25 protein-coding genes are annotated in these 24870 nt (G+C 36.0%); 5 read left to right on the top strand and 20 right to left on the bottom strand.

Annotated features, from left to right (window positions below):
- Positions 1-83: 83 nt before the first annotated feature.
- From ACHRV5_RS07830 to ACHRV5_RS07820, 3 genes are read left to right on the top strand one after another with little or no spacing between them, the layout of a single operon-like run.
- Positions 84-1235, top strand: a complete 1152-nt coding sequence (locus ACHRV5_RS07830) for an alpha/beta hydrolase (protein WP_230003864.1) — start codon at positions 84-86, stop codon at positions 1233-1235.
- A 3-nt stretch (positions 1236-1238) separates the two neighbouring features.
- Positions 1239-2600 carry a DNA repair protein RadA gene (gene radA / locus ACHRV5_RS07825; RefSeq protein ID WP_230003866.1) on the top strand — a complete coding sequence of 454 codons (1362 nt, stop codon included), beginning with the start codon at positions 1239-1241 and terminating at the stop codon, positions 2598-2600.
- Positions 2601-2619: 19 nt separating this feature from the next.
- Complete coding sequence (locus ACHRV5_RS07820; protein ID WP_047777043.1) at positions 2620-4584, top strand: transglycosylase domain-containing protein; 1965 nt, start codon at positions 2620-2622, stop codon at positions 4582-4584.
- A 60-nt stretch (positions 4585-4644) separates the two neighbouring features.
- Here ACHRV5_RS07820 and ACHRV5_RS07815 read toward each other — a convergent pair whose 3' ends face one another.
- The 6 genes from ACHRV5_RS07815 to ACHRV5_RS07790 all read right to left on the bottom strand — a co-directional run bounded on the left by ACHRV5_RS07815 (position 4645) and on the right by ACHRV5_RS07790 (position 8997).
- Positions 4645-5682 (bottom strand): NADP(H)-dependent aldo-keto reductase, encoded by a 1038-nt coding sequence (locus ACHRV5_RS07815; protein ID WP_395426366.1) that lies wholly within the window; start codon positions 5680-5682, stop codon positions 4645-4647.
- 259 nt (positions 5683-5941) lie between these two features.
- On the bottom strand, positions 5942-6157 hold the full coding sequence (locus tag ACHRV5_RS07810) for a hypothetical protein (protein ID WP_395426365.1): 216 nt from the start codon (positions 6155-6157) through the stop codon (positions 5942-5944).
- Positions 6158-6333: 176 nt separating this feature from the next.
- Positions 6334-6594 carry a hypothetical protein gene (locus tag ACHRV5_RS07805; protein ID WP_395426364.1) on the bottom strand — a complete coding sequence of 87 codons (261 nt, stop codon included), beginning with the start codon at positions 6592-6594 and terminating at the stop codon, positions 6334-6336.
- Between the two features lie 130 nt (positions 6595-6724).
- Entirely contained in the window at positions 6725-6985 is a 261-nt protein-coding gene (locus ACHRV5_RS07800) for a hypothetical protein (RefSeq protein ID WP_395426363.1), read from the bottom strand.
- A 138-nt stretch (positions 6986-7123) separates the two neighbouring features.
- Positions 7124-8068: an OmpA family protein gene (locus ACHRV5_RS07795; protein ID WP_395426362.1), complete on the bottom strand. Its 945-nt coding sequence runs from the start codon at positions 8066-8068 to the stop codon at positions 7124-7126.
- A gap of 167 nt (positions 8069-8235) precedes the next feature.
- The gene (locus tag ACHRV5_RS07790) at positions 8236-8997 is read right to left on the bottom strand and encodes an exodeoxyribonuclease III (RefSeq protein ID WP_047777036.1); all 762 of its coding nucleotides are present in this window, start codon (positions 8995-8997) and stop codon (positions 8236-8238) included.
- Between the two features lie 119 nt (positions 8998-9116).
- Here ACHRV5_RS07790 and ACHRV5_RS07785 point away from each other — a divergent pair, with 119 nt between their 5' ends.
- Positions 9117-10919 carry a lysophospholipid acyltransferase family protein gene (locus tag ACHRV5_RS07785; protein ID WP_047777035.1) on the top strand — a complete coding sequence of 601 codons (1803 nt, stop codon included), beginning with the start codon at positions 9117-9119 and terminating at the stop codon, positions 10917-10919.
- A gap of 69 nt (positions 10920-10988) precedes the next feature.
- Here the strand turns inward: ACHRV5_RS07785 and ACHRV5_RS07780 are convergent, their stop codons facing one another.
- From ACHRV5_RS07780 to ACHRV5_RS07755, 6 genes are all read right to left on the bottom strand, one after another.
- Positions 10989-11396, bottom strand: a complete 408-nt coding sequence (locus ACHRV5_RS07780) for a DUF805 domain-containing protein (RefSeq protein WP_230003878.1) — start codon at positions 11394-11396, stop codon at positions 10989-10991.
- A gap of 232 nt (positions 11397-11628) precedes the next feature.
- Positions 11629-11904 carry a TM2 domain-containing protein gene (locus ACHRV5_RS07775; RefSeq protein ID WP_047777032.1) on the bottom strand — a complete coding sequence of 92 codons (276 nt, stop codon included), beginning with the start codon at positions 11902-11904 and terminating at the stop codon, positions 11629-11631.
- A gap of 23 nt (positions 11905-11927) precedes the next feature.
- On the bottom strand, positions 11928-12353 hold the full coding sequence (locus ACHRV5_RS07770) for a DUF805 domain-containing protein (RefSeq protein ID WP_395426361.1): 426 nt from the start codon (positions 12351-12353) through the stop codon (positions 11928-11930).
- A 144-nt stretch (positions 12354-12497) separates the two neighbouring features.
- Entirely contained in the window at positions 12498-12776 is a 279-nt protein-coding gene (locus ACHRV5_RS07765; RefSeq protein ID WP_047777029.1) for a TM2 domain-containing protein, read from the bottom strand.
- Positions 12777-12798: 22 nt separating this feature from the next.
- Entirely contained in the window at positions 12799-13182 is a 384-nt protein-coding gene (locus tag ACHRV5_RS07760; protein WP_205625357.1) for a DUF805 domain-containing protein, read from the bottom strand.
- A 190-nt stretch (positions 13183-13372) separates the two neighbouring features.
- Entirely contained in the window at positions 13373-14323 is a 951-nt protein-coding gene (locus tag ACHRV5_RS07755) for a 2-hydroxyacid dehydrogenase (protein WP_395426360.1), read from the bottom strand.
- 197 nt (positions 14324-14520) lie between these two features.
- On the opposite strand from ACHRV5_RS07755, the gene nhaA reads away from it, so the two are divergent.
- The gene (nhaA, locus tag ACHRV5_RS07750; protein ID WP_230003886.1) at positions 14521-15684 is read left to right on the top strand and encodes a Na+/H+ antiporter NhaA; all 1164 of its coding nucleotides are present in this window, start codon (positions 14521-14523) and stop codon (positions 15682-15684) included.
- Between the two features lie 68 nt (positions 15685-15752).
- Here the strand turns inward: nhaA and ACHRV5_RS07745 are convergent, their stop codons facing one another.
- The 8 genes from ACHRV5_RS07745 to serS all read right to left on the bottom strand — a co-directional run bounded on the left by ACHRV5_RS07745 (position 15753) and on the right by serS (position 24497).
- Positions 15753-16928 carry a WD40 repeat domain-containing protein gene (locus tag ACHRV5_RS07745; protein WP_395426359.1) on the bottom strand — a complete coding sequence of 392 codons (1176 nt, stop codon included), beginning with the start codon at positions 16926-16928 and terminating at the stop codon, positions 15753-15755.
- Between the two features lie 224 nt (positions 16929-17152).
- Positions 17153-17929 carry a pyrroline-5-carboxylate reductase gene (gene proC, locus ACHRV5_RS07740; protein ID WP_395426358.1) on the bottom strand — a complete coding sequence of 259 codons (777 nt, stop codon included), beginning with the start codon at positions 17927-17929 and terminating at the stop codon, positions 17153-17155.
- Positions 17930-18044: 115 nt separating this feature from the next.
- Positions 18045-19394, bottom strand: a complete 1350-nt coding sequence (gene mgtE, locus ACHRV5_RS07735; RefSeq protein WP_047777021.1) for a magnesium transporter — start codon at positions 19392-19394, stop codon at positions 18045-18047.
- A complete protein-coding gene (rsmA, locus tag ACHRV5_RS07730; RefSeq protein ID WP_047777019.1) occupies positions 19378-20163 on the bottom strand; it encodes a 16S rRNA (adenine(1518)-N(6)/adenine(1519)-N(6))-dimethyltransferase RsmA in 786 nt (261 codons plus the stop codon). Before rsmA ends, mgtE begins: the two co-directional genes overlap by 17 nt.
- Positions 20164-20233: 70 nt before the next feature.
- A complete protein-coding gene (locus tag ACHRV5_RS07725; RefSeq protein WP_395426356.1) occupies positions 20234-20710 on the bottom strand; it encodes a nucleotidyl transferase AbiEii/AbiGii toxin family protein in 477 nt (158 codons plus the stop codon).
- A 263-nt stretch (positions 20711-20973) separates the two neighbouring features.
- Positions 20974-21285: a DUF4286 family protein gene (locus tag ACHRV5_RS07720; RefSeq protein WP_230003889.1), complete on the bottom strand. Its 312-nt coding sequence runs from the start codon at positions 21283-21285 to the stop codon at positions 20974-20976.
- 67 nt (positions 21286-21352) lie between these two features.
- Positions 21353-23134 carry a tetratricopeptide repeat protein gene (locus ACHRV5_RS07715; protein ID WP_395426355.1) on the bottom strand — a complete coding sequence of 594 codons (1782 nt, stop codon included), beginning with the start codon at positions 23132-23134 and terminating at the stop codon, positions 21353-21355.
- A 91-nt stretch (positions 23135-23225) separates the two neighbouring features.
- Positions 23226-24497 (bottom strand): serine--tRNA ligase, encoded by a 1272-nt coding sequence (gene serS / locus ACHRV5_RS07710; RefSeq protein ID WP_230003893.1) that lies wholly within the window; start codon positions 24495-24497, stop codon positions 23226-23228.
- Between the last annotated feature and the right edge of the window lie 373 nt (positions 24498-24870).

The raw sequence follows: 24870 nt of genomic DNA, 5'->3' as shown, positions 1-24870 counted from the left end.
TTCCGAAATACTAAAAAAGCAAATAAAATGTTATATTGCTACACTATTTCAATACTTTTTAATTCACTGAAATGCCCCAAATCATGAAAAAAGTTTACCTACTGCTTACTTTAATTTCAATTTCTGTTTTCTCTCAGAAAAAATTTGACAACATCAAATCGGAGAAACTGGGAGAGGAAAGAAGAATCACTATCGGACTTCCTGCCTCTTACGAAGCTAATCCCGAAAAAAAATACCCGGTTTTATACTTATTAGACGGCGATTATTTATTTGATCCGTTTTCAGGAGCTGTAAATTATGGTGTTTATTGGGACGATTTACCCGAAATGATTATTATTGGTGTTCATCAAAACAAAGATGGCGAACGCTACGACGATACTACTATTGATCAAAACACCGGATTGCCTTTTGAAAAGGGAGCTGATTTTTTTGAATTTATTGGCGCTGAATTAGTTCCTTATATTGAAAAAAAATACCGCACCTCTCCTTTCAGACTTATTGCCGGACATGATACAACAGCCAGTTTTATCAATTTTTATTTGTACAAAGAACAACCTCTTTTTAATGCCTATATTTGTTTAAGTCCTGAACTTGCTCCTAAAATGGAAGTTCGAATTCCGGAACAATTAGCAAAACTAAAAACACCATTCTTTTACTATCTTTCGGTAGCCGACGGTGATATCAAAAAGATCAAAGAACCAATAGAGAAATTAGATAGCAACATTAAAATTGCCAATAATCCGTTGATAAATTACAAATACGATCTTTTTAAAAATACCACTCATTACACCGAAGTTCTGCATTCAATACCAAGTGCGTTATATCAAATTTTTGAAGCTTACAGACCAATAAACTCAGACGAATACAACAACAAAATTGCAATCCTCGAAACTGGTTACGCCGATTACCTGGAAAATAAGTACAATGAAATGTCTAAAGTTTTAGGAGTTCAGATTCCGGTTAGAATGACCGACTTTAAAGTAATTGAGAACATTATATTAAAAAAGAATGCTTACGACGAATTAGGCAAAATGGCAGAAATCGGAAATGTCAATTATCCTAAAGCAATGTTGGGTGAATACGAGCTAGGATTGATGTACGAAAAAATGGGTGACCCGAAAAGAGCCTCAAAAAAATACCAAAATGCTTCCCAGATGGAGCCTATTGGAGATTTGAATAAGGATGTGATGTATGAGAAAATTGACGAAATGAATACGCTTTCAAAAAAACCATAACTAATGTCAAAAGTTAAAACTTCTTTTTTTTGCCAGAACTGCGGAACTCAATATGCCAAATGGCAAGGGCAATGTAATGCCTGCAAAGAATGGAATACTATAGCCGAGGAAATTATTCAAAAACAGGAAAAAGTAGCCTGGAAGAGCGAACCCACTCCAACGGGTAAAGCACCACGTCCGTTAAAAATTAATGAAATTGATTCGGCTCAGGAGATTCGAATGAACACGACTGACGGAGAACTAAACCGTGTTCTTGGCGGTGGTCTTGTTCCTGGTTCCTTAACACTTTTGGGAGGAGAGCCCGGGATTGGAAAGAGTACACTTTTACTTCAGATCTCTCTAAAATTACCTTATAAAACACTGTATGTTTCGGGCGAAGAAAGCCAGAAGCAAATAAAAATGCGTGCCGAAAGAATCACGCCGGATAGTGACAACTGTTATATATTGACCGAGACCAAAACGCAGAACATCTTCAAACAGATCGAAGCAATGGCACCTGAAATTGTCATTATTGACTCGATTCAGACTTTGCATACGGATTATATCGAATCAACTGCCGGAAGTATCTCTCAGATTAGAGAAACCACAGCCGAACTGATCAAGTTTGCCAAAGAAACCAACATACCGGTTATTCTGATCGGACATATTACGAAAGACGGAAACATTGCAGGTCCAAAAATCCTGGAGCATATGGTCGATACCGTTTTACAATTTGAAGGCGATCGAAATCATGTGTATCGAATTTTACGTTCGTTAAAAAACCGTTTCGGATCAACAGCCGAACTGGGAATTTACGAAATGTTAGGAAGTGGTTTACGCGAAGTAAGCAATCCATCAGAAATATTAATTTCACATAAAGACGAAGAATTATCGGGAACTGCGATTGCCAGCACTCTTGAAGGCATGCGCCCGTTGATGATCGAAATACAATCTCTTGTAAGTACTGCTGTTTACGGAACTCCACAACGAAGCACAACCGGTTATAACGCCAAAAGATTAAACATGATTCTGGCCGTTTTAGAAAAAAGAGCCGGATTTCGTTTAGGCGCTAAAGACGTTTTCCTCAATGTAACGGGAGGAATTTCTGTAGATGATCCCGCGATTGACTTAGCGGTCGTTGCAGCCATCTTGTCTTCAAACGAAGATATTCCGGTAACAAAAGGATTTTGTTTTGCGGGTGAAGTTGGCTTATCGGGAGAAATTCGTCCGGTAAATCGGGTAGATCAAAGAATTCAGGAAGCCGAAAAATTAGGTTTCAATACTATCTTTGTTTCCAAATACAATAAAATTGCCTTAAAAAACACAGGAATCAAAATTGAACTCGTGGCTAAAATTGAAGATGTAGCCAGTATTCTTTTTGGTTAATTTTCTATAAACCTACTTTATGAAATTTCCAAAACAAAAAATAAAAAAAGCACTCTTAATACTAGCCCTGGTATTAGCAGTGCTTTTTTTAGGATTTTACTTTTTCCGCGATTCGCTTTTAAAACAAGCCATTGCAAAAGTAACCCGCAAAATGAATGTGGAATACAACAGTACTTTTTCTGTAAAATCTGCTTCTTTTGAAGGTTTATCCGGTATTAAATTAACGGATGTGATTCTGGCTCCAAAAAATGCGGACACTCTTTTTCATATTCAAAAAATAGAAACCAGCGTTAGCTTGTCTAATTTATTAATTGGTGACGTTCAGGTTGGTACTTTAAAAATAGATAACGGATACATTCAATTGGTCAAAAAAGGAAAAATCCGCAATTTTGATGCGTTTCTTAAAAAAGACCCTTCCGATACCGATAAAAACGAAAAACGCAAGTATGCTACTTTTGCTTATCGTATTATCTCCAAATTGCTGAATTTGGTTCCTACGGATATGAAATTGGAAAACCTGATTTTTAAAATTGACGACAATGGCAAAAAAACGTCTGTTGCCATAAATAAACTCGTTTTAAACAACAAACAACTCGAAACCAATCTTCATGTACAAAGCAAGGATTTTGACCAGCGTTGGAACATAAAAGGATTTGCTGATCCCAGAAACAAAAAAGCAGACATTCGTTTTTTCAATTTAGACACGGGTGCTATAAAAGTTCCGTATTTAGATGAACGCTATAATCTAAAAGCGAGTTTTGATTCTATACGTCTGAATGTAGAAAACATTGAGAAAAGCGGAAGTGAATTACACATTGACGGTTACACTTCGATTTCAAATCTAAAAATCAATCATCCGAAAATCGCCAGTAAGGACGTTGTGATTAAAAATGCGCGTTTTGACTATCGTTTCTTATTGGGCAATGATTTTATCTCGATCGACAGTACTTCGACCATGCAGTTGAACAAAATAAAAGTGCGTCCATATGTTTCTTATAATACAGAATCAGATACCATCTACACCTTAAAAGTTGCTATTCCGAAAATGAAAGCGCAGGATTTTATTGTCTCGCTTCCCGATGGATTGTTTACTCATTTTCAGGGAATGGAGGCAACAGGGAATTTTGATTACAAACTAGATTTCAAATTCAACAAAAACAAGCCTAACACCTTGGTTTTTGACAGTAAACTAAACAAAGAAGACTTAAGAATTACAAAGTATGGGGAGGCTGATTTGAATAAATTAAATGGTGAATTTGTATATCGTGCTATTATTCAAAATGTAATGCAGCGTCCGGTTTTAGTTGGAAATGCAAATCCAAATTACACGCCTTTAGACCAGATTTCGCCTTATTTAAGGAAATGTGTTTTAACGACGGAAGACCCTTCGTTCTTTTCGCATCGTGGCTTTATCAATGAAGCGTTTAAACAATCGATTCTAAAAAACATCCGAACTAAAAAATTCTCTCGCGGCGCCAGCACCATCAGCATGCAGTTGATTAAAAATGTGTTTTTGACGCGTGAAAAAACACTTTCGCGCAAACTTGAAGAAATTTTATTGGTTTATATTTTAGAAAATAACCGCATCGCAAGCAAAGAAAGAATGCTCGAAGTGTATTTCAACATTATCGAATGGGGACCTAACGTATACGGAATTGGAGAGGCGAGTCATTTTTATTTCCAGAAAAGTCCGTCGGCTTTAAATGTTGATGAATGTTTGTATTTAGCGACGATTATTCCTAAACCAAGAAAATTCATGTACCAGTTTAATGACCAGGGTAATTTGAAAGACTACGCCATAAAGAATCAGAAATTCTTACGGAATTTAATGTTTCGCAGGGGGCTTTTAATTCCCGAAGATACCATTGGACAATTACCGGTTTATATATCCGGAAATGCCCGTTCGTTATTGCGAATTAAAGCGCCGGATTCAACAGCGGTTCCTGTTGATTCTTTATCAGTAGATGATGAATTTGATCTTTAAAAATTATAAAAATAAATTAAACCCGACAGGTTTTTGAAACCTGTCGGGTTTAGTTTTATATTAGGGTGCCGGATCGGGAATTATTGCCTGAACCTCGTTTATTTCCGTAATGATTTCTTTGGAAAGCACCACATCAATTGTATCGATGTTTTCTTTTAATTGTTCCAAAGTTGTAGCTCCAATAATGGCACTGGTCAAAAATGGCTGTTGTAACACAAATCCCATGGCTAATTGAGTCAGAGTTAAACCGTGTTTGTGTGCAATTTCCTGATACAAACAGGTAGCCTGTGTACATTGCTCACTGTTATAGCGCGTGTATTGTGGGAAAAGTTTGATTCTTGCATTTGGATGTTCTTCTCCGGTTAAGAATTTACCGGTCAATACGCCAAACGCTAAAGGAGAGTAAGCCAACAAACCGATATTTTCATATTTTGAAACTTCAGCAGAACCCACCTCAAAAAGACGATTCAATAAAGAATACGGATTTTGAACGGTTTTAATTCTTGGCAGATTGTTGTATTTACTTTCTTCCAGTAAACGCATCATTCCCCACGCATTTTCATTAGAAACTCCAATGTGTTTTATTTTTCCCTCTTTGATCAACGCATCAAAAGTCTCCAGAATTTCTCTGAAGTTATCTTCCCAAACATCATCATAACCATTAAAAGCACGTTGTCCAAAATAATTGGTTTTTCGTTCCGGCCAATGCATTTGGTACAAATCGATATAGTCAGTCTGAAGGCGTTTTAAGCTGTTTTCTACCGCATATTTAATACTTGCAGGCGAGAAATCTAATTGATCTCTCATATAGGTGAAACCCGGATTTGGACCTGCAATTTTGCTAGCCAAAACTACTTTATCACGATTGCCTGATTTTTTAAACCAGGAACCAATGACTTTTTCGGTACTTCCATAAGTTTCCTGACGCGCCGGAACCGAATACATTTCGGCAGTATCAAAAAAATTCACTCCTCTTTCGAGTGCATAGTCCATTTGAGCATGTCCCTCGGCTTCTGTGTTTTGCTGACCAAAAGTCATTGTACCAAGATTGATTTTACTAACTTTTATATCGGTGTGCGGTAACGTTGTGTATTTCATTTTCTTTCTTGAGGTTCTAAGTTACTAAGTTTCTGAGGCTCTGAGATTGCCTGTTCTGAATTATAAGACTTCAAATATACAAAGGGAATTAGCAATGGGGAGTAGGATAAAAGTTAAAAAAAAGTTACACTTTTTTTTAAAGGTACTGAGGTGCTGAGTTGCTAAGGTGCTGAGTTTTTCTATTTGAAACGATAAAAGGCTCAAGATTTTACCTTGAGCCTTTTGTATATAAATCTTAGAGTCTCAGCAACTCAGAACCTTAGCAACTTAACACAATATCCCAATCTTCCATTTCTTTTGATAAATTTTCTTTTGAGACTATTCGATTATACTTGACATCATCTAGTCCCTCTTCAACTTTATTATGGTATTCAGATAATGATACAGGGTATCCTTTTGCATCATACGAAACAACTTCGTTTAAATAATTATCAAAAACAGAAGATACAATTCGCAACACTCTTTCATCTGCCAAATCCAACTGAAGTCTTATCTTATCTTTTAATTCCGGAAGTCCTATAATATTAGGTTTTTAAAAATCAAAGTTACGAAAAACCAGAGCTTTAAGTTTTCACTGAAACAACAAAAGGCCCCAAGGAAAATCCTTGAGCCTTTTGCATATAAATCTTAGAGTCTCAGCAACTCAGAACCTTAGCAACTTAACACAATATCCCAATCTTCCATTTCTTTTGACAAATTTTCTTTTGAGACTATTCGATTATACTTGACATCACCTAATCCTTCTTCGACTTTATTATGATATTCAGATAATGATATAGGATTCCCTTTTGCGTCACACGAAACTACTTCGTTTAAGTAATTATCAAAAACAGAAGATACAATTTGCAGCACTCTTTCATCTGCCAAATCCAACTGAAGTCTTATTTTATCTTTTAATTCCGGAAGTCCCATAATCTTAGGTTTTTACAAATCAAAGTTACGAAAAACCAGAGCTTTAAGTTTTCATTGAAATAACAAAAGGCCGAAGAAAAATCCTTGGGCCTTTTGTATATAAATCTTAGAGTCTCAGCAACTCAGAACCTTAGCAACTTAACACAATATCCCAATCTTCCATTTCTTTTGATAAATTTTCTTTTGAGACTATTCGTTTATACTTGACATCATCTAGTCCCTCTTCAACTTTATTATGATATTCAGATAATGATATAGGATTCCCTTTTGCGTCACACGAAACTACTTCGTTTAAGTAATTATCAAAAACAGAAGATACGATTCGCAACACTCTTTCATCTGCTAAATCCAGCTGAAGTCTTATTTTATCTTTTAATTCCGGAAGTCCCATAATCTTAGGTTTTTACAAATCAAAGTTACGAAAAACCAGAGCTATAAGTTTTCATTGAAATGACAAAAGGCCCAAGAAAAATCCTTGAGCCTTTTGTCTATAAATCTTAGAGTCTCAGCAACTCAGAACCTTAGCAACTTAATTAATACTATTCAGCATCTCTGCGATTTCATCTAGTCTTGGCGTTAAGATAATCTCGATTCTACGGTTCTTCGCTTTTCCTTCCGGAGTCGCATTACTGTCAAGTGGAGAAAACTCACTACGTCCGGCAGCCGTTAATTTTTGTTTATTGATTTTTTCATTTTCAGTCAAAATAGCCACAATTGCAGTTGCTCTTTTTGTCGATAGGTCCCAGTTGTTTGTAATTGGTCCTGAACCTACATATGGATCATCGTCAGTATGTCCCTCAATAAGAACCGAAAGATCGGGATTATCACCTAATACTTTACCTAATTCAACAACCGCTTTTCTACCTTCTGTTCCAACAGCCCAGCTTCCTGAATTGAAAAGTAATTTATTTTCCATAGAAACGTATACTTTTCCGTTCTTCTGTTCTACTGTCAGACCTTTTCCTTCAAAACCGTTTAAAGCTTTAGACAAGGTGTCTTTTAGTTTTTTCATTGCGGCTTCTTTGGCGGCAATCATAGCTTCAAGTTCATTTAGACGACTTGCTGTTTTGTCTAAACGCGCTTGTTCTTCGGCTAATTTTTTTGATTTCGCTTCTAATTGTGCTAACAATTCGCGGTTTTTATTCATGTTGCTTTCCAGAGCATCATTGCTGTTTTTTTCAAGTGCATTGTACGAATCTTGTAGCACTTTGTATTTTTTTTGTTCTGCAGCCAGATCCGCTTTTTGTTTTTCAAGATCGGCTTTAGTACCTGTTAAATCTTTAGTTAATTTATCACGGTCTAATTCTAACTGATTTTTTGCTTTCTTTAAATCTGCATTTTCATCACTAACAGAACGATTTTCTTTTTTTAGATCTGAATATTTAGATTCCAGATCGTTGTAAATTTTCTTAGAGACACAAGAAGTTGTAGATAAGGCTAATACTAGCAATCCGATTGAGGCTTTTTTAATCATTTTTATTTAATTTTTATTTGAGGCGTTTACTAATTTAAAACATCTTGTTTACTGAAGCTCCACGATAACCGTACTTTTTACTTGTCCCTTCGAACAAAGAAAAACCACAGCATAAAGCGGGGACATCACTTGAAAACGTAATTTTTATAACAATAACGATACCAAGATTACTCAATCTCTACTAAAACCGGGCAATGATCGGAGTGCACGGCATCCGGAAGGATAACGGCACGCTTTAATTTATGTTGCAAGGAGTCGCTTACCAAATTATAATCGATACGCCAGCCTTTATTATTACCTCGGGCTCCTGCACGATAACTCCACCAGGAATAATGATGCGGATCTTTATTGAAATGACGGAAGCTGTCCACAAAACCGGATTTCATAAAAGTATCTAACCAAGCACGTTCGGCCGGCAAAAATCCCGATACGGTTTTGTTACGAACCGGATCATGAATATCTATCGCTTCGTGACAAATATTATAGTCCCCACAAATAACCAAATTTGGTATTGTAAGTTTTAACTCGTTTATATACGTTTGAAAATCATCCATAAACATAAATTTATGGTCTAATCTTTCAATATTTGTTCCCGACGGAAGATACAAACTCATCACGGAACAGTCGTCAAAATCAGCACGAAGGTTACGTCCTTCAAAATCCATATGATGAATTCCGGTTCCGTAAATGACATTATTTGGCTTTATCTTAGACAATATAGCCACGCCACTGTACCCTTTTTTTGTCGCAGGATAATAGTACTGATACGGGTAACCCGCTGCTGTTATGTCGTCTACCGGAATTTGTTCTTGTGTTGCCTTTATTTCCTGAAGACAAATAACATCCGGATTGGCCTGTTGCAACCAATCGATAAATCCTTTTGAAATTGCGGCTCTGATTCCGTTTACATTATAAGAAATGATTTTCATTACAGTTTTATTTTAGGATTTCAAATGTAATAAAAAAGTGGAAAGTTTGCGTTTGAAACAGCAAAAAGTAGAGTTTTTTGTTATCTTTGTTCGCTGCTCTAATAAATTAAAAATAGTACATGGGTTTAGTTACCGCGAAAGAAGTTGCAAAGGCAATAAATGTTGACAAGTACGGAGTATTAGGTACTTTTTCGGGTTGGATGCTTATGAAGGTTCTAAAAATATCAACCCTCAATAAGATCTACGACCACAATAAACATTTAGAGGATGTTCCGTTTTTAAACGGAGTTCTTGATGAATTGCAAATTAAATTTGAAATTCCTGAAGAAGATCTAAAGCGTTTACCAAAAGACGGCGCCTATATTACCATTTCAAATCACCCACTTGGAGGAATTGATGGTATTTTGTTGTTGAAATTAATGCTTGAAAGAGAGCCTAATTTTAAGATTATCGCCAATTTCCTGTTACACAGAATCGTTCCTCTTAAAAAATACATCATGCCTGTAAATCCTTTTGAAAATCATAAGGATGCCAAATCAAGTGTGGTTGGAATTAAAGAAACTTTACGTCACTTAAGCGACGGAAAGCCTTTGGGAATCTTCCCTGCAGGAGAAGTTTCTACTTACAAAGATGGAAAATTAGTCGTAGATAAACCTTGGGAAGAGGGTGCTTTGAAGCTGATTAGAAAAGCAAAAGTTCCGGTTGTTCCCATTTATTTTCACGCTAAAAACAGCAAATTATTTTATTGGCTTTCCAAAATCGATGATACTTTGCGCACAGCAAAATTACCGTCTGAACTGTTAACGCAAAAAGATCGCGTTATCAAAGTACGTATTGGAAAACCGATTTCTGTAAACGAACAAAACGAAATTGAATCGTTTGAAGAATATTCCGAATTTTTAAGAAAGAAAACCTATATGCTTGCTAATCCTTTCGAAAAGGATAGCAAATTAATAGATACTGCAAGTTTAAAAATACCGAAAGCACCTAAAAAAATCGTGACACCCGCAAGTGAAAGCGCCATGATTGCTGAAGTAAACGCATTGCGATCCAGTGATTGCCGTTTATTGCAAAGCAAGAATTACGAAGTGTTTTTTGCCAGAGCGAAAGCAATTCCGAATGTGCTGCATGAAATTGGTCGTTTACGTGAAATTACTTTCCGTGAAGTTGGAGAAGGAACCAATGAGTCTATTGACTTAGACCAGTACGACAAATACTACCACCATATGTTTTTGTGGGATGATGATACCAAAAGAATCGCCGGTGCTTACCGCATGGGATTGGGTTCTGAAATTTATCCAAAATACGGTATTGAAGGTTTTTATCTGAATGATCTTTTCCGATTTGAACCGGAATTACATGATATGATGCATAAATCGATCGAAATGGGTCGTGCTTTTATCATTAAAGATTACCAACAAAAACCGATGCCTTTGTTCTTGTTGTGGAAAGGAATTATTCATACCACTTTGCGTTATCCTGAGCATAAATATCTTTTGGGTGGGGTAAGTATCAGTAACCAATTTTCTGATTTCTCTAAATCGCTGATGATTGAGTTTATGAAATCAAACTATTACGATCCATATATCGCGCAATACATACATCCGAAAAAAGCCTATAAGGTTAAATTGAAAGATGCTGATAAAGATTTTATATTTGATGAAGCCGAATCTGACTTAAACAAATTTGATAAAATCATTGATGAACTAGAACCGGGGAATTTACGTTTACCTGTTTTAATTAAGAAATACATCAAGCAAAACGCCCGCGTAGTAGCTTTTAACGTTGATCCGTTGTTTAACAATGCTGTAGACGGCTTAATGTACATCAGAATCGCCGATATTCCGGAAAGCACTATGAAACCCGTTATTGAAGAGTTTCAAATAGAATTAGAGCGTAAATTATCTGAAAAAGAAGATTAGCGCTTTACACTAAATAAACAAAACCCGTTTCGAACTGAAACGGGTTTTTTGTTTTTTACTTAAAACGGATTAGGCTAACTCTTTTCCAATCTCGTCCATTTCATCAAACTCATCTTTCGGATCGGCACCATACTCATTTTGTCCATCATCTCCTTCCGTACAAAGTGAGATAAAGAACCATATTACACCTATCAAGGGAATTAAAATAATAAATATAAACCACCCACTTTTACCAACGTCATGTAATCTTCTCACCATTACTGCTAAACCCGGGATAAAAACTACTAAACCGTATAACCCTCTAAAAACTCCCAATTCCAAACCTCCAGGGCTTAAGTTAGCAAAATAATCAAGCACTCCTAAAATCATAGATATTAGCGTACTAGCTAAACAGTAGTACCAATATTCGCTTCTTCTCGCTCTTCCACTAAAATTTGCATAGTTTTCAAAAACTACCTTCTTGTACCACTCAATCATGATTATTCTTTTTTTTTAATAATTTTCTTACTCTTAAGGATTTTCAGTTCCTCCTTTGGATTTAACTTTCAACAGAAATAATTCGTTCCAAAACCAAATCATACCGCTATCTTTCTCAATAACAACACGAAAGACATTCCTTCAAAAATTGCATAAAAAAAATACAACCCATCTCTTTCGAGATGAATTGTATTCGTATAAAAACCATCGTAATAAATGGTTCTTGTCTTATTTAGAACCAGCCTTTTTGACCAACTTGGTAAGTCTCATAAAACTCGTCGTCTGTTTTTATTAAATATAGAATTCCTTCTATAAGTCCTATTACGGCACCAATTCCACACAAAAGACCTAATATCAATTGAATAACTCCTTCTTTTGTATAACCTAAATAAAACTTATGGATTCCTAATCCACCTAATAAAATTGCAAGAACTCCTGCAACCACTTTTTTATTTTCTTGTTTCACTCCTTGTGGAGCATTCCATGATTCTTGTTTTGTAGTTTCCATCTTTATATTGTTTTTTCTTTTAATTATTGCAATTCAACTTTTCCAATTTCATTAATCTCCTCAGTCGGATTTTTAGGGTCAGATCCGTATTGGTTTGGTCCATGATTTCCTTCGGTACAGAACAAAATAAGAATCCAGATTCCTCCGATAAATGGAATAAAAGCAATTAAATAAAACCAACCGCTTTTACCAACATCATGCAATCTTCTAACCACAACTCCCAAAGTAGGAACAAGTGTCAGCAAGCTATAAATTCCAAAAAGAACATATCCTATAATAACTCCCGTTAATGCATCTCCAAGAACGCTACCAATTATAACTCCTATTACAATTAATAAAGTAAAGATTATTCCGTTAGCAAGTGCAAAATACCAATACTCACTTCTTCGTGCACGTCCTTTAAAATTTGCATAGTTTTCAAAAACCACTTTTTTGTACCATTCAATCATAATTAATATTGTTTATTAGTTAATTTCTGTTCTCCGGAATTTTTACTTACTCCTTTCAAACCTTATTTAATTGCATATTTTCACCAAAACACTTTCTTGAACAAAAGCGCAAATCCCATTTATTACAATGGGATTTGTATGTTTTTAAAACCATCCTTTCTTACCAACCTGATAGGTCTGATAAAAATCTTCATCTGATTTTGTAAGATAAATGATTCCTTCTATGAAACCAATAATCCCTGCAATACCACAGGTTACAATACTTAAAACGAGTTGAATTACCCCTTCTTTGGTATATCCTAAAACGAATTTATGAATTCCTAAATACCCAAAGATTATTCCCAAAACTCCGGCAAGAACTTTTTTATTTTCTTGTCTTGGAGCTAATGGAGTATTCCAAGATTCTGTTTTTGTCTCTTCCATATTATAGTTCTTTTATAGATTATTATAGCTCTGATTTTCCAATTTCATCAATTGTATCACTATACCCTTTAGGATCTTCACCATACTCATTTGTACCTTTATCTCCCTCCGTAGCCAACAATATGATATTATAAATAGGAATTAGAATATACCAACCACTTTTACCGATATCATGCATTCTTCTGATTGCAACAGCAATTGATGGAATAAAAACGGCTAAGCTATAGACGTTTGCTAAAGGGGTAATGCTAGGCGAGATTAATGCAGCAATAAAACCTACTATAAATCCAAATATAATGCTTACAATAATGTTTGCCAAAAAGAACATCCAGTACTCTTTTCTTCTTGCTCTTCCATCAAAATTTGCATAGTTTTCAAAAACCACTTTTTTGTACCATTCAATCATAATTAATATTGTTTGTTAGTTAATTCCTACTCTTTAGGATTTTCGGTTACTCCTTCAGATTCTAAAGAAATCCTATTTAGATTGATTCTTCAAAAAATCGAAAACAATATTATTAAAAATTAACAAATAAAACTAATTATCGTCACAATATTTACAGGAAAAGACTCGTTATTAAAACCCAAAATAAAGGTTAAGAAACAGAATAAAGCGCTTTTATTTTATCGACAATTACCTGAGCCAGACGTTCATGACTTTCAAATGTCCATCCGGCAATATGAGGTGTCAGCAAAACGTTTTTTGCTTCCAGTAAATATTGGAAAGCCTCTGGTGTATTTTTATCTTGAAAAAGCGTCTCAAAAGACAACTTCTCGTATTCCAAAACATCTAAACCGGCTCCTAAAATCCTTTGCGTTTTCATTGCTTCCACTAAATCAGCCGTTACAATATTTTTACCACGAGAGGTATTGATAATCCAAAATGGTTTTGCAAAAGCTTTTATAAAATCAGCATTGACCATTTTGTCCGTTTCCGGAGTCCATGGAAGATGCAAACTTAACACGTCGGCTTTTTCTTGCAACTCTGACAAAGAAACCTGTTTAGCGTTTTCATCACCAACATTATCCAAAATATCATAACAAAGAACCGTTGTCTCAAATCCGCGCAGTTTCTTCGCAAAAGCTTTCCCCATATTTCCGTACCCAATAATACCCACTGTTTTGCCGTCAAGTTCATGACCACGGTTACTTTCGCGGTTCCATTGTCCGTTTTTTATTTCTGCATCGGCTTGATTCAAATTATTAAACAAAGACAAAATTACTCCTAACGAATGTTCTGCAACAGCGTTGCGATTTCCCTCAGGTGCTGCAATCAGATGAATTCCTTTTTCTTCAGCATACTCACAATCAATACTTTCTAAACCCGCTCCCACTCTGGCAATAAATTGCAGATTAACGGCTTTGTCTAAAAAGGTTTTATCAATTTTAAAACGGCTTCGAATTACGATTCCATTATAATTGTGAATTTTAGCTTCAATTTCTTCTTTAGTAGATTTAAAATCGGCCTCATTTTCAAAATTAGCCTCCTCTAATTGTTTCCAGAGAATAGGGTTATTACTGTCGATATGTAGAATTTTTGTGCTCATAAATAAATTTAATTATACGAATTGAAAAACAAAAATACAGCATATTCTTCATTTTTGAATTCCAAAAAACATAGTTTCCGTCCAAACAAAACGTTCTGACTTTTTTATTGGCTTTATTTTTTTTAACTTTGAATAATCGAGAAATCTTAGGCTACTTTGCCTTTTTCTTGTTTCCGCATCTTTAGAATATATTCCACATGAAATTAACCAAAACTTTTAAAGCCTTTTTTGCAAACGAAAAATCAGGAGGGCTTCTTTTACTTTTTGTCACTATACTGTCCCTTTATCTGGCTAACTCTTCTATGCAAGCTGATTATATTAGTTTCTGGGATCACGATTTGGGAGGACATTCGATCACACACTGGATTAACGACGGTTTGATGACGATTTTCTTCTTATTGATTGGTTTAGAATTAGAACGTGAAATTTATCATGGAGAGCTGTCCAGCATCAGAAATGCGTCATTGCCAATTATGGCTGCTTTTGGTGGTATGCTTGTTCCTGCAGCAATTTTCCTTGCTTTAAATTTTGGGACCGCAACGCAAAACGGCGCCGGAATACCAATGGCAACGGATATTGCTTTTGCAATTGGAATTTTATCGCTTTTAGGAAGCCGCGTTCCTGCCTCTCTAAAAGTATTTTTAACCGCATTGGCCGTAATCGACGATTTAGGAGCGATCATTGTTATTGCCATTTTCTACACCACAACGATAGCTTTTGTAAATCTTGCCATTGCATTGGGAATTTGGGCTCTTTTATTTGTCTTGAATCGAATGAAAGTTTACAATATTATTCCATATTTAATTGGTGGTGTCCTGATGTGGTATTTTATGCTTAATTCCGGTGTTCACGCTACTATTACGGGAGTTATACTAGCCTTTGTAATTCCTTTTGGAAATGGTGACGAAAATTCTGTTTCTCATAAACTGGAGCACTTCCTGCACAAACCTGTTGCTTTTGTTATTCTTCCTTTATTCGCTATGGCAAATACCTGTATCCCCATTGAATCGGACTGGCACGAAGGTTTAAACCATCCCAACACGTACGGTATTATTTTAGGACTAGTAGTTGGAAAGCCTCTTGGAATCTTTTTGTTCTCTTTGATCGGAGTAAGTGCCGGTATGTGTACACTACCCAAAAACCTCAAATGGGCTCATGTCATAGGTGCGGGAATGCTTGGAGGAATTGGTTTTACCATGTCAATCTTCATTACCATTTTAGCTTTTCACGATCCCGAAACCATTGTTTTTTCTAAAATAGCCATTTTAATCGCCTCTGTAGTTTCCGGACTATTTGGCTTCTGTTATTTGAAATATACTTTGAATCAAAAGAAAAAAACGAAATCCAAAATTCCAACCTAACGTTGTTGGAATTTTGGATTAAAAAATTGGTCTATATAAAGTACTTACAATTGCAAAACAATTCTAGTCTAAAGATGTAGCGGACCAAATACCCTGACCTTGCCGCTAAAGCCATTATTACTTGAGGTTGCGCCAATAGCCTCAATGCTACCATCTGCCGAGAGTGAGACACTATTACCGCTATAATCATTGGCTTTACCATTAATACAGGCAACCTGTGTCCAACCTTCTACCCTATTTTTGTAGACCTTCACTTGACCGGAATTGACACCATTGACATTGCCTCCCGTAGCTCCAATCGCCAATACATTACCGGCTGCAGAGAGCGAAACACTAATACCGAAATAATAACCGCTTGCTTCTCCATTAATTGTTGTTAACTCCGTCCAGCGTGTTGAGTTCCATTTATATACCTTAACTTGTCCTGAGTATTCCCCATTAGACTTTGCTCCGTATGCTCCAATAGCCAAAGTACCGCCATCCGCAGCGAGGGAAACACTTGCGCCAAAATAACTCCCCTTTTTACCATTAAAAGTAGTCCCTAATTGCATCCAATTCCCATCATTATTCTTGTAGACCTGTACCTGACCTGAATTTTCACCATTGGCATTACCGGCACTGGCTCCAATAGCAAGGATACTACCATCTACAGAAAGTGAAATACTTTGTGTACTGCAATAGCTGCTTGCTCCTCCAATAATTGTATTTCCAATCTGTGTCCAATTTCCATTCCAATTTTTATAGACTTTCGCTTGTATTGCATCACCATCTGATTGTCCCCTGGCCACAACAGCAAAAACATTACCATTTGATGAAAGCGAAAGACCATTACCGTAAAAACAACCATTAGAAAAAGCTACTTTAACATCAATCCCTTGCTGTTTCCAATCTCCATCCTCTTTCTTATACACCCGAATCAAACCATTGTTCGTTACAATAGCCAACGTATTACTATCAGCAGAAAGAGAAACAAAAGAACCAACGGTTTCGTAAGCCGCTTTTCCATTAATTGCAGTACCTTCCTGCGTCCAGCCCTCTGCAGTATTTCTATACACTCGAACCTGACCTGAAGATGTTCCGTTATCTGTAGCGCTGGGTGCCCCAACAGCAAGCGTCTTGCCATCTGCGGAAAGCGAAACACTTCTGCCGCTATTAGAATTAAGCTCCCCGACAATATCAACTCCAACTTGTGTTTGTCCAAAACCAAGTATTGGAAATAATAAAATAAATAATTTTGTTTTCATCCTTGCAAAAATTTATAAATCAATGCAAAGTACTTCTCGGCTATCATACCGACTTTATTCACTTTATTTCTGTGAAAACAAAAATTATACTCGTATGTTCTCTTGAGAAATTTGATTAAGGAAAAGTTTAAACTATCATCAGCCAAAAAAGAAAAAATCCCAAATCCCAACGTTCATAAGTTGGAATTTGGGATTTAAAAAATTGGAATTTTACTTCCCAAATTTTATCCTTTAATCTGTTTCAGCGAAGTTTTGATTCCTTTAATTAAAGAAGAACTAAATCCGTTGTGTTCCATTTCATTAAGTCCCACAATGGTACAACCCTGTGGTGTCGTAACACGATCGATTAATTGTTCCGGATGTACTTTTTCCTCTAAAAGCATTTTTGCAGCTCCTTTCACCGTTTGCGCTGCTATGGCTAAAGCGGTATTCGAGTCAAATCCAATCTCGATTCCGGCCTGCATAGAAGCACGAATATAACGCAATGCATATGCTGTACCGCAAGCTCCCAAAACAGTTGCAGCATCCATCAGTTTTTCATCGATTATGGGAGCGGTTCCTAAATCCTGAAATAAATCTACAATTGGCAATGCTTTTTCTTTGTCTTTTTCGGGAAAAGAGATACAGGTAGCCGATTCTCCAAACTGAGCCGCAATATTGGGCATAATTCGGATCACCGGAAATTCATTATTTGTTTTAGTTTGAAGCATCTCAAGAGATAGTCCACTCACAGCAGAAGCGATAGTTTGGTTTTTGATCACCGGCAAAATTTCTGCCAAAACGGTATCAACCTGATACGGTTTAATGGTTAAGATCACCACATCAGCCTCTTGAATATTTTGTTTATTGTCGGATGAAACTGTAATTCCGTATTCAGACAAATACTGAATACTGGCTGTGTTTCTCCTTGTAACAGTAACCTGATTGTGTTTAGAGAATTGTGCAATTCCGAGCGCAATAGAAACACCAAGGTTTCCTCCTCCTATAATGTGTACTTTCATTTTGGTTGTTTTTTGGTCTGTTTTCTGAGCTGATTAACAGTTTGTTTTCCGCTTACAAATTACATAGATTTTATTCATTTTAAATCACTGAAATCCATCAATTTGTGGCAAAAATTTAAAATCCAAGAATCAATTTGGCAACTCCAAAGTAGAGCATAATTCCAAAAACGTCATTGGTCGTGGTGATAAACGGACCCGTTGCAATTGCCGGGTCGATTTTATTTTTATGTAGAAAAAGCGGCACTAAAGTTCCTAAGGTTGCAGCAAACAAAATTACCACGATCATCGAAATTGAAATTGCTAATCCTACTAAATATTGCTGATACATCACCGAATGGTAGCCTAATAAAAGTAACGAGATAATCGTTCCCGAAATCATCGATACGCTAATTTCCTTGCTGAAATAACCGCGGCTAAATTCTTTTAAAGTTCCGTTCGCCAAACCCTGAACAACGATTGCCGATGCCTGAACACCGATATTTCCTGCTGTTGCAGAAAGTAAAGGCACAAAAATAATTAAAGTAGAATATTTTTGAAAGGTTGCTTCATTGCCTTTCAGCACAAAGGAAGCTACAATTTCAATCACCATTCCGATTAGAAGCCAAGGTAAACGTGCTTTTGTCAGCTCAAGAACGCTGTCATTTGACTCTACGTCTTGTGTAATACCGGCCGCTAATTGGTAATCTTTGTCTGCTTCATCTTTTATCACGTCTACGATATCATCAATCGTAATACGGCCCACCAAACGTCCTAATTCGTCGACAACAGGAATCGCCTCCAAATCGTATTTCTGCATGATACGTGCTACCTCAACATCTTCGGTATCTACGTTTACAAAATTCAGCTTTCGGATATAGATATCACTAATTTGAGTTTTAGTAGAAGTTGTTAATAAATCTTTTAGCGAAAGCCTTCCTTTCAATCGGTTTTCGTCATCAACAACATAAATAGAATGTACTCTGGATACATTCTCTGCCTGAATACGCATTTCTTTCACGCAAGTTAGTACATTCCAATTTTCATTGACTTTTACCAACTCTTTTCCCATCAAACCACCGGCAGAGTTTTCATCGTAACGCAATAATTCGACAATGTCTTTTGCGTGTTCAACGTCATTTAACTCTGAGATTACTTCGGCTTTAATTTCCTGGGAAAGTTCGGCGATAATATCTGCCGCATCATTGGTTTCAAGCTCATCGAGCTCTTCTGCAATTTCTTTCGGCGAAAGTCGGCTTAAGATATTCTCCCGCAAATCATCTTCCAACTCTAAAAGAATCTCAGCCGTTTTATCACTATCTAAAACTTTAAAGATGTAAGTTGCCTCATCAAAATCTAATTCATCTAAGATTTCGGCGATATCGGCATGGTGCATATCATTCAGTAAAACTTCAAGTTCTTTGTCGTTTTTACTAACAATGTGCTCTTCTAATTGTTGGACTAATTCTTTGCTAACTTTGAACTCCATCGGCTTCTATTTTTTGAGTCAAAACAATAAATTCTTCAACGCTCAGCTGCTCGGGACGTTTATCAAAGATAGTGTCTTCTCGCAATTGGTCTGATAAATTTAATGTTTTCAAACTGTTACGTAATGTTTTTCGTCTTTGCTGAAAAGCAGTTTTCACCACTGTAAAGAACAACCTTTCACCACAAGGAAGACTATAATCTTCCTTTCGGGTCATTTTCATCACACCCGATTTAACCTTGGGCGGAGGAATAAAAACATTTTCGTCAACAGTAAACAAATACTCTGTATGATAGAAAGCCTGAGCTAAAACGGATAAGATTCCGTATGCTTTTGATCCTTTTTTCTCGCAGATTCGTTCTGCAACTTCTTTTTGAAACATCCCCGAAAACTCCGGAATCTGATGTTTGAACTCCAGGGTTCTGAAAACAATCTGAGTCGAAATATTATACGGGAAATTCCCAATAATAGCGAACTGTTTGTTCTCGTAAACCTCGTTAATATTGTATTTCAGGAAATCCTGAGAGATAATTTTATCTTTAAGTTTTGGATAATTTTCACCCAAATACACCACTGATTCTGTATCAATCTCGATCACATGGGTATTAATTGGTTTATCAAGCAAATATTTAGTCAGCACACCCATCCCCGGTCCTATTTCTAAAACCTCATCATATCCTTCTAAACTCAAAGTATCTGCAATTGCTTTGGCAATACTTTCATCTTTCAGGAAATGCTGTCCTAAATGTTTTTTAGCTTTTACTTTTTCCATTATTCTATTTTATTTGCCATAAGGGCCTACAAGGTTTGGTTTAGCCACGAAGGCGCTAAGACACAACTCTTTATTTTTTATTTATTTCACGTAATTGTTGAATATCCAGTAAATCTTTAGCTCTATTTGCTTTGATTTTACTCGTAATCAAATCTTCTAATGACAACACATTCCAACGTAAAAACGTCTTATCGTGCACCGTTACTTCTTCACTATCTTTAAAAGCCTCATCAAAGGTTTTATTAACCGAAAATTTAGTAATTAATTCCAAATCTAAATCTGTCGGGGAAAATTTGATTGATATATTTTGTTCTTCTTTTTTTACATTCTCCGGAAAATCATCAATATCATATCCCATTTCTTTAAAAACAAGAACTAGTTTATTGAAATTTTCCCGGGTTGTTTCAATCCAAAAATCAACATCTGCAGAATGCCTCTGATAACCATGAAAATTAACAGCTCCACCTCCCACCATAAGCATCCTTACCTGATGCTTGTCTGCCAGGGAAATAAACTCGTCTATATTCTGATCCCACAATCTTGACATACTTATTCCCTTTTTATTACAATAAGAAAATTGTCTTTATTCTTATCAATCTTATTTTTCACAGGAAATCGACTAACTCTCTCCATTAAACGCAAAAAGCTATAGAATCTCTCTACTTTAGACAGCTTAAAAAATTCCTCTTGCTGTTGTTTATTGCTTTCTTCTTTAGTTTGAAATCGAATTTCCATTATCTTATTTATTTATAAAAATGAATCCTTCTATCTTAAAGATCTAAACTGAAAACGGAGACTGAGACTGAAATACTAATGTTCCGAAACTACTTCCAGTTCTGTTCTGAAAGAAAGCATTTTATCTGCGAAAAGCTCTAAAGCTTCTTGACGAAATCTTGGTGCGTCTTCCATATAATACTGCTCCAAAGTCTGTTTGCTATCCGTAACATATTGAACAGAGTAAGTTACACCACCCATTTCCTCTTCAATTAAAACCTTTACAATTCTGGCGGAAGAAAATTTCCCTGTCCCTAAAATTTCCGGTATATGTTTTTCCTGCATCCATTTTAACCATTGGTCATGAACGCTCTCGTGTATGTTTGTGGTAACGTTGTAAATAATCATTCTGTCTCTTCTTTTAATTCTTATTATTCTCAGAGTTTGGAATTTGGAATTTCCTTTTTTTGGAATTTTACAAATTGGTATCTCCCCGCAATTGGCGGTATTTTTTTCTCGCATCAACAAAGTAAATACTGTCCTGATGGTTAAAAATTATCTTTTCATATAAAGGCTTTGCCTTTTCTGTGTCTTTCAATTCATCGTTGTAAATTTCTGCGGAGAAGAACAGTGCCTCGTCTACATAAATTCCGTCGCTGTGATGGTCAATAATTTGCTGATATTGACTTAAAGCTGCACTATAATCTGCCAAACTTTCATAAATTTTACCTAAACGCAACATAGTAACAGCTTCAATTTCCTGCCCTTTAAAGGTTTTCAAAATCCCCTGAAACTGTGCTATGGCTTCCTGTTTTTTATTTTGATATAGCAGAAAATCACCTTTAGCAAACTGTTTCAATGCCGTTTGTGTTGAATCGGCAACGGTATTATCGTTTATCAGCAAAAAATATTCAAGAGCATCATTGGCAATCAATTGTGTATTGGCCGATTTAAGTTCTTTAAACTGTTTTAAAGCCCATTCAAAATCGGTTTTATAATAACTAGTTTTAGCCGCTTTCAAACTCGCCTCATGTGACATGACATCATTCTTTAAATCCAATTGAATTTGCGAATAATAAATCAAGGCCTGATTGAATTTTTCTTCCAAAAGCAAAATATCTCCCAACTCCATTTTAGCATCAGCCTGTTGGTAATCGTTCAGATTAAGCTCTAATGCTTTTTTTATAATTGCCTTGCCTTCTTCCGGTTTTTTTAAATTGAAAGCCAGAAAATGTGCCTGAATTATTTGCAAAGATAAGGTAAAAGGAGTGATTTCATAGGTTGTAAGCAATTGTTGCAGTTCTGCATCGATTGCAGGGTAGTCTTTTTCTTGCGCTTTTGCAATTTTAATCTCCATCAGACGTGCGTTTGTCTGAATCAATAAATCTAAATCTCTGGTATTTAAAAGAATAAAATTTAAAATTTCTGAGGCCGTTTCGGTATCGTCTTCATTCAATGCAAACTGACTCAGATTCACAATACTCATCAACGATTCCGGTTCTCTTTTATAAATGGCTTTCTCCTGAATAAAAGCCTTTCCGAATTCCTTCTGTTGCACATAAAACCAACTCAGATAATGATTCCAGAACACGTCCTGATCTTTTTGTGTTCTCAGGATTAATGCCTTTCTCATGGCATCTTTAAAACTCGTATTATCTGCCTCGCCATTCATAAAACGGGACAATTGTGTCTGAATTAAATTGGCATTTTGCGGATTCTGATAGGACTCGGTTAACAAAAGATCAATCATCAAATCGGTCTTTCCTAACTGACCGTACAACATTCCGATTTGAAAATTAAAATTGTAATTCGGCTGTATTTCCATTGCTGTCTGATAGGCTTTTAAGGCATATTCCAACAATACTTTTTTCTCAAATGAATTTCCGATTCCGTAAACATCATTTGGGTTTGTTCGGATTTTTTCAATTGCCTGCTCGTAATAGTCTTTGGCTTTGGATTCGTTTTTCTGAAGTTGAAAATTATATCCTAATTCTACTAAAAAAATACCTTGTTTGTATCTGTTGTATCTTTCCTGAATCGCTTTTTGGGCAATATCAAATTGCTGTAATTGCTGGTAGCAATCTACAGTTCTTAAAAAATACTGACTGTTAGATGGTGAACCGCTTAAAAGCTGTTCGTAACTGACTTTAGCTTTTTCAAAATCGCCTTTATCGTAGTAATATTGAGCGAGTTGCTCATTTTGTGCAAATGTAAGGGTGGACCACAACAAAACGATATAGATAAAGATGTTTTTCATATTTCAGTTTTTTTGAGTTGTAGTTGCCGTTACTAAATTAAACCTAACAGGTTTTAAAAACCTGTTAGGTTTGTATATGTAACTATAAAAGTTAATCTATAATGTCAAATCCGCAGTAAGGACGTAATACTTCCGGGATTACGATTCCTTCCGGAGTTTGGTAGTTTTCTAAAATTCCGGCCAAAACTCTAGGTAACGCCAATGAACTTCCGTTAAGTGTATGTGCCAATTGGTTTTTACCGTCTTTGTCTTTGAAACGTAATTTCAAGCGATTGGCCTGAAAAGTTTCGAAGTTAGATACTGAACTGATTTCTAACCAACGATCTTGTGCCGTAGAAAACACCTCAAAATCATACGTCAACGCTGAAGTAAAACCCATATCGCCACCACAAAGACGTAAAACTCTGTAGGGTAATTTCAATTCCTGCAAAATATTTTTTACATGCTCCACCATTCCGTCAAGCGCTTTATATGAATTGTCCGGATGCTCGATTCGAACGATTTCTACTTTATCAAATTGGTGCAAACGGTTTAATCCGCGAACGTGTGCTCCGTAAGAACCTGCTTCACGACGGAAACATGGTGTGTATGCTGTATGTAAAACCGGTAATTCACTTTCGCTTAAAAGAACATCGCGGAACAAATTGGTCACGGGAACCTCAGCTGTTGGAATCAAATACAAATCATCAATCGTTGAGTGATACATTTGTCCTTCTTTGTCCGGCAATTGTCCTGTTCCGTATCCTGAAGCTTCGTTTACCAAATGAGGCACCTGAACTTCATTGTATCCTGCAGCTGTATTTTTATCTAAAAAGTAGTTGATTAAAGCACGTTGCAAACGAGCTCCTTTTCCTTTGTAAACCGGAAATCCGGCACCTGTGATTTTTACACCTAATTCGAAATCGATGATATCGTACTTTTTCACTAGATCCCAGTGAGGCTGAGCACCTTCGTGCAAAACCGGAATTTCTCCTTCTTCAAAAACATTCAGATTGTCGTCCGGTGTTTTTCCTTCCGGAACAATATCTGCGGGAAGATTAGGTAATGTGTATAATTTGTTTGTTAATTCGACAGCCAAAGCTTCTGCTTTTTCGGCTAATTCTTTACTTTTTTCTTTTAAGGAAACTGTTTTTTCTTTTAAGATTGCGGCTTTCGATTTCTCTCCCGCTTTCATCAGTTCACCGATATCTTTGGACAATTTATTAGATTCAGATAAAACATTGTCTAATTCTGCCTGCGCAGCACGACGGTTTTCATCTAATTGCACCACTTCTTCAACAACGCTTTTAGCATCGATATTTCGTTTTGCTAAAGCCTTGATTACTTTCTCCTGATTTTCTCTAATAAATGCGATTTGTAACATAGCTTGATTTTTGTAACTATTTTATTTTTATATAAAGGAAGCAAATTTAAGGAAATGTTTGTTAAGATTAAGGACAAAGTTGTGTGTAAAAGAGAATTTCACGGAGTTTCGTAAAACTAATGTGGCGATTTACCAAAATTCAGGTTAATTCCACAGAGTTGCGCGAAGCTGGCATAGAGATTCGCTAAGATTTATATAGGACTCCGTGAGCCACAATTCTCCAAAAAAAGAATTCCACAGAGTTGCACGGAGCTGGCACAGAGATTCGCAAAGATTTATATTAAACTCTGTGTCTCTTTGCGTTTTTTCTTTGCGAATCTCTGTGGAATAACAAAAACTAAGCTCTTTTAATCTCGTGAGCTTAAATTATCTA

The sequence above is a fragment of the Flavobacterium sp. FlaQc-52 genome (genome assembly GCF_044007495.1).
GTDB classification, from domain to species: domain Bacteria; phylum Bacteroidota; class Bacteroidia; order Flavobacteriales; family Flavobacteriaceae; genus Flavobacterium; species Flavobacterium cupriresistens.
Note: the sequence above shows the minus strand (reverse complement) of the source record. Positions and strands in the feature narration are given on the sequence as shown.

What these genes read in the sequence shown, in the direction of transcription:
- ACHRV5_RS07780 (WP_230003878.1), bottom strand. Translation starts at nt 11,396, where the DNA reads ATGATTGAGTGGTACAAGAAGGTAGTTTTTGAAAACTATGCAAATTTT.
- ACHRV5_RS07745 (WP_395426359.1), bottom strand. Translation starts at nt 16,928, where the DNA reads ATGAAAACAAAATTATTTATTTTATTATTTCCAATACTTGGTTTTGGA.
- proC (WP_395426358.1), bottom strand. Translation starts at nt 17,929, where the DNA reads ATGAAAGTACACATTATAGGAGGAGGAAACCTTGGTGTTTCTATTGCG.
- serS (WP_230003893.1), bottom strand. Translation starts at nt 24,497, where the DNA reads ATGTTACAAATCGCATTTATTAGAGAAAATCAGGAGAAAGTAATCAAG.
- ACHRV5_RS07775 (WP_047777032.1), bottom strand. Translation starts at nt 11,904, where the DNA reads ATGGAAACTACAAAACAAGAATCATGGAATGCTCCACAAGGAGTGAAA.
- radA (WP_230003866.1), top strand. Translation starts at nt 1,239, where the DNA reads ATGTCAAAAGTTAAAACTTCTTTTTTTTGCCAGAACTGCGGAACTCAA.
- ACHRV5_RS07760 (WP_205625357.1), bottom strand. Translation starts at nt 13,182, where the DNA reads ATGATTGAATGGTACAAAAAAGTGGTTTTTGAAAACTATGCAAATTTT.
- ACHRV5_RS07785 (WP_047777035.1), top strand. Translation starts at nt 9,117, where the DNA reads ATGGGTTTAGTTACCGCGAAAGAAGTTGCAAAGGCAATAAATGTTGAC.
- ACHRV5_RS07815 (WP_395426366.1), bottom strand. Translation starts at nt 5,682, where the DNA reads ATGAAATACACAACGTTACCGCACACCGATATAAAAGTTAGTAAAATC.
- ACHRV5_RS07805 (WP_395426364.1), bottom strand. Translation starts at nt 6,594, where the DNA reads ATGGGACTTCCGGAATTAAAAGATAAAATAAGACTTCAGTTGGATTTG.
- ACHRV5_RS07820 (WP_047777043.1), top strand. Translation starts at nt 2,620, where the DNA reads ATGAAATTTCCAAAACAAAAAATAAAAAAAGCACTCTTAATACTAGCC.
- mgtE (WP_047777021.1), bottom strand. Translation starts at nt 19,394, where the DNA reads ATGGAGTTCAAAGTTAGCAAAGAATTAGTCCAACAATTAGAAGAGCAC.
- ACHRV5_RS07830 (WP_230003864.1), top strand. Translation starts at nt 84, where the DNA reads ATGAAAAAAGTTTACCTACTGCTTACTTTAATTTCAATTTCTGTTTTC.
- ACHRV5_RS07715 (WP_395426355.1), bottom strand. Translation starts at nt 23,134, where the DNA reads ATGAAAAACATCTTTATCTATATCGTTTTGTTGTGGTCCACCCTTACA.
- ACHRV5_RS07725 (WP_395426356.1), bottom strand. Translation starts at nt 20,710, where the DNA reads ATGTCAAGATTGTGGGATCAGAATATAGACGAGTTTATTTCCCTGGCA.
- rsmA (WP_047777019.1), bottom strand. Translation starts at nt 20,163, where the DNA reads ATGGAAAAAGTAAAAGCTAAAAAACATTTAGGACAGCATTTCCTGAAA.
- ACHRV5_RS07720 (WP_230003889.1), bottom strand. Translation starts at nt 21,285, where the DNA reads ATGATTATTTACAACGTTACCACAAACATACACGAGAGCGTTCATGAC.
- ACHRV5_RS07790 (WP_047777036.1), bottom strand. Translation starts at nt 8,997, where the DNA reads ATGAAAATCATTTCTTATAATGTAAACGGAATCAGAGCCGCAATTTCA.
- ACHRV5_RS07755 (WP_395426360.1), bottom strand. Translation starts at nt 14,323, where the DNA reads ATGAGCACAAAAATTCTACATATCGACAGTAATAACCCTATTCTCTGG.
- ACHRV5_RS07800 (WP_395426363.1), bottom strand. Translation starts at nt 6,985, where the DNA reads ATGGGACTTCCGGAATTAAAAGATAAAATAAGACTTCAGCTGGATTTA.
- nhaA (WP_230003886.1), top strand. Translation starts at nt 14,521, where the DNA reads ATGAAATTAACCAAAACTTTTAAAGCCTTTTTTGCAAACGAAAAATCA.
- ACHRV5_RS07765 (WP_047777029.1), bottom strand. Translation starts at nt 12,776, where the DNA reads ATGGAAGAGACAAAAACAGAATCTTGGAATACTCCATTAGCTCCAAGA.
- ACHRV5_RS07770 (WP_395426361.1), bottom strand. Translation starts at nt 12,353, where the DNA reads ATGATTGAATGGTACAAAAAAGTGGTTTTTGAAAACTATGCAAATTTT.
- ACHRV5_RS07795 (WP_395426362.1), bottom strand. Translation starts at nt 8,068, where the DNA reads ATGATTAAAAAAGCCTCAATCGGATTGCTAGTATTAGCCTTATCTACA.